This window comes from Rubrivirga sp., assembly GCF_049648075.1.
Taxonomy (GTDB): Bacteria; Bacteroidota; Rhodothermia; order Rhodothermales; family Rubricoccaceae; genus Rubrivirga.
The window spans coordinates 1-5,233 of sequence record NZ_JBARYR010000086.1 but is presented as its reverse complement, the minus strand read 5'-3'; the positions used below and the strand labels follow the sequence as shown (position 1 = coordinate 5,233).

Below are 5,233 nucleotides of genomic sequence, written 5' to 3'. Positions count from 1 at the left end.
GTCCCGCTCGACCGGGCCTTCCACGCGACGGCCTGCGGCGCCACGCTCGTCACGGCGGGCACGGCCCCCGACGGCGTCCTCGAGGGCGACGTCCGCGCCACTCTTGACGAGGCCGTCCAGATCGCGTCCCACCTGCACGACGTGGTCGTGATCGACGCGCCGTCCGGCATGGGCGCCGAGGTCCGCTGGGCGCTCGACCGCGCCGACGCCGCGCTCCTGGTCCTGGTCGGCGAGCCGACCTCCGTCCGAGGCGCCTACACGCTCGTCAAGACGGTCTGGCAGCAGGAGCCGTCGTACCCGTTCCTCTGCCTCGTCAACGCGGCCGACACCGACGCCGATGCGGCGCAGACGACCGAGCGCTTCGGGGCTCTCGCTGAGCAGTTTCTCGGCCAGGCGCCGGTCCCAGTCGGCTACGTCCCGTACGACGCCCACGTCCGGGGCGCGGTCCGAGACCAGGCCCTGGCCATCGAGCGGTCTCCTGGGTTGCGGGCCTCCTTCGATGGACTCGTCGCCAACCTCGGATCGCTGGTCGCTCCCGCACCATGACACATGGGACCGCCCGCACCGCCGCCCTTCTGGCTGGACTCTTGGTCCTGCTCGGTCGTGGCACCCCCGGCCCGTCCGACCTCGCCGTCTCGGGTGGCGTGGCCTTGGTGGCCTACGGCGCGCTCACCCTCGGCGTGGCCGCCCTGCGACACCTGATGGCTCCCCCGCCGAAGCCGACTCCGACGCCCATCCCTGAGCCCTCGACCTCCGACTGACCGTGGCACGCCCAGACCTCCAAAACCTCGTCGAGCGCTACGTCGCTGACCCGACGCCTTTGAACCGCGAGGCGGCCGTCTTGGCCGGCGTCCCCCTCGTCCGGTCCATCCTGGGCAAGGTGACAGCCCCCGACCACCCGCTCGCGAGCTCAGAAGACCTCGAGGGCGCGGGCTTGATCGGCTTGGTCGAGGCCCTCGACGCCTACGACCCGGACAACGGCGCGGCGTTCATGACCTACGCCTACCTCCGGGTGCGTGGATCGGTCATTGATTACCTCCGCTCGCTCGACGTGTTGTCGCTCGACAAGCGCCGCCGAGTGGCCGAGTCCGGTCGGATCACGGAGACCCTTCGCCAAGAGCTCGGCGCGGAGCCTGCCGACCGCGACGTCGCGGACCGGATGGGCATCGACCTCGACGCGTACGACCGCTTGATGGCCGAGGCCCAGATGCGGTTCTCGCTCTCCCTCGACGCGCCGGTCGGCGACATGGACGGGTCCGTCTTGCACGACCTGGTCCCGGACGCGAATGCCGGCAGCGGGTTCTCCGACGCCGACCGCGACCACACCGTCGGCCGCGTGCGGACGGTCATCGAGGGCCTGCCCCAGCGGACGCGGGCGATGATCGGGATGTACTACGACGATGGGCTGACGCTGCGCCAGATCGGGTCCGTGTTCGAGGTCAGCGAGGCGCGCGTGTCCCAGATTCTGGGCAAGGCGATGCTCTCGATCCGCACGCAGCTCGAGACCGTCGCCGCGTAGCCTCGAGCGGAGGTACCGCGCTCAGCCGTCGAGCGGCGAGAGCCGTTGGCCTCGAGGACGGCACGCGGCGACGCAGCGGCGGACGAGGCGTCCGCGCGATGGCCGGCGTCCCGACGACGGGAAGGAGCGCCTTGGGCGTCGTGTGGGAGAGAGGTCGCAAGCGCGTACCCCGGCCGCCCACCGGGACGACGAGCCTCACGAGAACACGTACTCGGTCCTCGACTGGAACGTCTCGCCGGGCCGGAGGATCGTGTCGGGAAAGCCGGGCCAGCGCTGGGCGTCGGGCGGAGGCGGGGCCTCGAGGGCGAACCCGCTGTGCGCGCGGTACGGCGTCCGCCCCTTGCCCAGCGCCTCGAGCGTGCCGCCGGTGTAGAGGTGGATGCCCGGCTCGGTGCTCCACACGTCGAGGCGGCGCTGGTGCGACCACACGCTCATCATGCGTCGCATCGGCGCCTGCCGGCCCCCGGGCGGCACGAGCCAGTCGTGGTCGACCCCGTCGCCGACCTCGATCTGGGGGTGGTCCGCGCCCTCGAGGTCGCGCAGCCGGGTTGGCGTACGCACGTCGAACGGAGTTCCCTCGACGGGGGCCGTCTCTCCGGTCGTCGTCATGCCGTCCTCGAGGACGGCCACGCGATCCGCGTCGGACTGGACGACGTGGTCCAGGACGGTGCCGGCGTCGTGGCCGTTCAGGTTCCAGTAGGCGTGGTAGGTCGGCGCGACCGGCGTCGGCGCGGACGTGCTCGCGAGCCAGTCGAGGCGCAGCGCGCCGCCGCGGCCGGACGGGACGAGGGAGAGCGTGAGCCGGACCTCGAGGGTCGCAGGAAACCCGCCGGCGCCGTCCGGGTGGGTGGCGGCTAAGGTGACGTAGTTGATGGCGTGCTGCTCGACGCGCCAGATCTGGCGGTGGAGCCCCGTCGGGCCGCTGTGGAGCGTGTTGTCGCCGTCGTTCGCCTCGAGGTCGTGCGTCTCGCCGTCGACCTCGAAGGCGGCGCCCTGAATGCGTCCGGCGACCGGCCCAATGGCGGCGCCGAGGTAGGCCGCGTCTTGGAGGTAGTCCTCGATGCGGTCGTAGCCCAGCGTCACGTCGGCGACGCCGTTGCGGGCGCTGGGCGCCCACAGCCCCACGAGGGTGGCGCCCAGGGTGCAAACGTGGGCGCGCAGCCCGCCGCCCTCGAGGTCGACGACGTCGTAGCGCTGTCCGCCGATGGTGTACTGGCCGGGCTCGATCATGCGGTCGCTCTCTCGACGGAGGCTTGGTGGTTGTCGCGGACTACGAAGGTCGCGCCCTCGAGGGCGGTGCGTTTGCGATATGCCTCGGCGATGGTGGCAGCGAGCGCATCGGCATGGTCCGGCTCGGCCAGGGCGACGACACAGCCGCCGAAGCCGGCGCCGGTCAGTCGCGCGCCCAACGCGCCGCCCTCGAGGGCGATCTCGACGAGCGCGGGTCCGCTGATCTCATACTCGTCGCGGAGCGAGGCGTTCAGTCATCGACCCTCCGACCTCGAAGCTGTCGTCTGCGCGGAGCGTGTCCGCTGCCGCCCAGACGCGGGCGTTCTCGGTCACGACGTAGCGCGCTCGAATGCACGACGTGGCGCGCTCGAATGCACGACGTGGCGCGCGCGAGTGTAGGTCCCCGAGGTGGCCCGCGTGCGCCTCGAGGCCGGGCGTTACCGTACGCCGAGGAGGAGGTCGGTGGTGAGCTGGTCGAGCCGCTCGTACGGCCGTCCCCGACGGCCCAGCGCTGCTCGGTCGAAGTCGTGCGCGCGGAGCGCCGCCGCGCCGTCCGTCGAGTACGGGCCGGCCAAGCCCGCGCCCCCGGGATCGTCGGTGCCGGTCACCTCAGCGAGCAGGGTCTGGATCTCGTCATCCTGCGCGAACTGCTCCGCCTTCTCCTTCAAGATCAAGTAGGTCCGCATGCAACCCTCCGCGAACGCCTTGACGTCTTGGGCGTCGCTCGTCCGGTACGCGTGAGCGTCGAAGTGCAGTGGCCCGTCGTAGCCGACGCCCTCGAGGAAACGGACCAGGTGGAACGCGGCCTTCGGGTTGTGCGCGCCGAACCGGAAGTCCTGGTCGTAGCGGCCCGGGTTCTGGTCGTTGAGGTCGATGTGGAACAGCTTGCCCGCGCCCCACGCCTGGGCCACGGCGTGGGTGAAGTTGAGGCCCGCCATCGTCTCGTGCGCGACTTCGGGGTTGACGCCGACGCGGCTTGGGTCGTCGAGGGTCTCGATGAACGCCAGCATCGACCCGACAGTCGGCAGGAAGATGTCGCCCCTCGGCTCGTTCGGCTTCGGCTCCAAGGCGAAGCGCAGGTCGTAGTCGCTGTCGGCGCAGTAGGCGAGCAGGTAGTTGAGCGCCTCGCGGAACCACTCGAGCCCGTCCAGCGGATCGCGACCGGCGTCGGCCTCGGTCCCCTCGCGGCCGCCCCAGAACACGTAGGTCTCGGCCCCGAGCTCGACGCCCAGGTCGATGGCGCCCATCGTCTTCTGGAGCGCGAACGCCCTCACGGCGGGGTCGGGGTTGGTGAACGCGCCGTCGCGGAAGGCCGGGTCCGAGAACAGGTTCGTCGTCGCCATCGGGACCGCGAGCCCGGTCTCATCGAGGGCGGCCGTGAAGTCGCGCACGATACGGTCGCGCTCGGCTGGGCTCGCGTCGATCGGGACCAAATCGTTGTCGTGGAGGTTGACGCCCATCGCCCCCTCCTCGGCCACGAGGCGGACGATGTCGGGCGGGGAGAGGGCGTCTCGAGTGGGCTCGCCGAACGGGTCGCGGCCGACGTGGCCGACGGTCCACAGGCCGAACGTGAACCGGTCCGAGGGCTGGGGCTGATAGCGAGGCATGGTGCGCGGAGTGGAGGCGGTCGCAGGTTAGCAAGCCGAGGCCTTGCCCTGCTCGTACCGCGTCAATACCCTGACCCTCTCGCTCGCAACGCCTTCGAGGACGGACACGGCATGATCCTGCTCGGTATCGACCTGGGGAGCTCGTCCGTCAAGGCCGCGCTCGCGGACTCGGAGACGGGCCGCGCGCTCGGCTCGGCGCAGTCGCCAGCATCCTCCGAGATGACCATCGACGCGCCGCATCCCGGCTGGGCCGAGCAGGACCCCGAGACGTGGTGGACCCACACCCAGCGCGCCGTCCGTCTCGTCCTCGAGGACGCCGACCTCGAGGCCGCCGCCGTCGGTGGGATCGGGATCTCGTACCAGATGCACGGGCTCGTGCTGACCGGCGGCGACGACGCGCCGCTCCGCCCGTCGATCATCTGGTGCGACGGACGCGCGGCGAGGCTCGGGGCCGAGGCGTTCCGCGAGATGGGGGAGAGGCGGTGCCTGCGCGACTTCCTCAACAGCCCCGGCAACTTTACGGCCTCGAAGCTGGCCTGGGTCCGGGAGAACGAGCCCGAGGTCTACGCCGCCGCTCGCCACGCCATGCTGCCCGGCGATTGGCTCGCGTATCGCATGACCGGCGACGCCCGCACGACGGCGTCGGGTCTGAGCGAGGCCGTCCTGTGGCACATGCGCGAGGACCGGCTCGCGACCGAGGTCTTGGACCACTACGGCTTGGATGCGGACCTCGTCCCTGAGCGCGTCCCGACGTTCGGCGTCCAGGGTCGGCTCACCGCTGCCGCTGCGCTCGCCCTCGGCCTCGAGGTCGGCACGCCCGTCGCGTACCGGGCCGGCGACCAGCCCAACAACGCGCTGTCGCTCGGCGTCCTGGAGC

Annotated in this window: 7 protein-coding genes; 4 read left to right on the top strand and 3 right to left on the bottom strand. The window is 71.5% G+C overall.

Annotated elements, in window-relative coordinates; genetic code table 11:
- The 3 genes from WBA11_RS02380 to WBA11_RS02370 form a co-directional block, all read left to right on the top strand.
- The coding region (locus tag WBA11_RS02380) for a MinD/ParA family ATP-binding protein (protein ID WP_424519128.1) at window positions 1-546 on the top strand (546 nt) is incomplete at its 5' end.
- The gene (locus WBA11_RS02375; RefSeq protein WP_424519127.1) at window positions 543-761 is read left to right on the top strand and encodes a hypothetical protein; all 219 of its coding nucleotides are present in this window, start codon (window positions 543-545) and stop codon (window positions 759-761) included. The genes WBA11_RS02380 and WBA11_RS02375, both read left to right, overlap by 4 nt.
- A gap of 2 nt (window positions 762-763) precedes the next feature.
- Window positions 764-1,519, top strand: coding sequence for a sigma-70 family RNA polymerase sigma factor (locus tag WBA11_RS02370; RefSeq protein ID WP_424519126.1), 756 nt, complete (start codon window positions 764-766; stop codon window positions 1,517-1,519).
- Window positions 1,520-1,714: 195 nt separating this feature from the next.
- On the opposite strand, the gene WBA11_RS02365 is transcribed toward WBA11_RS02370, so the two are convergent.
- The 3 genes from WBA11_RS02365 to xylA all read right to left on the bottom strand — a co-directional run bounded on the left by WBA11_RS02365 (window position 1,715) and on the right by xylA (window position 4,356).
- Window positions 1,715-2,749, bottom strand: a complete 1,035-nt coding sequence (locus WBA11_RS02365; protein ID WP_424519125.1) for an aldose epimerase family protein — start codon at window positions 2,747-2,749, stop codon at window positions 1,715-1,717.
- Window positions 2,746-2,949 (bottom strand): hypothetical protein, encoded by a 204-nt coding sequence (locus WBA11_RS02360; RefSeq protein ID WP_424519129.1) that lies wholly within the window; start codon window positions 2,947-2,949, stop codon window positions 2,746-2,748. The genes WBA11_RS02365 and WBA11_RS02360 overlap by 4 nt, the downstream gene beginning before the upstream one ends.
- A gap of 237 nt (window positions 2,950-3,186) precedes the next feature.
- Window positions 3,187-4,356 carry a xylose isomerase gene (gene xylA, locus WBA11_RS02355; protein ID WP_424519124.1) on the bottom strand — a complete coding sequence of 390 codons (1,170 nt, stop codon included), beginning with the start codon at window positions 4,354-4,356 and terminating at the stop codon, window positions 3,187-3,189.
- 111 nt (window positions 4,357-4,467) lie between these two features.
- Here xylA and WBA11_RS02350 point away from each other — a divergent pair.
- On the top strand, window positions 4,468-5,233 hold a 766-nt coding region (locus WBA11_RS02350), incomplete at its 3' end, for an FGGY family carbohydrate kinase (protein WP_424519123.1).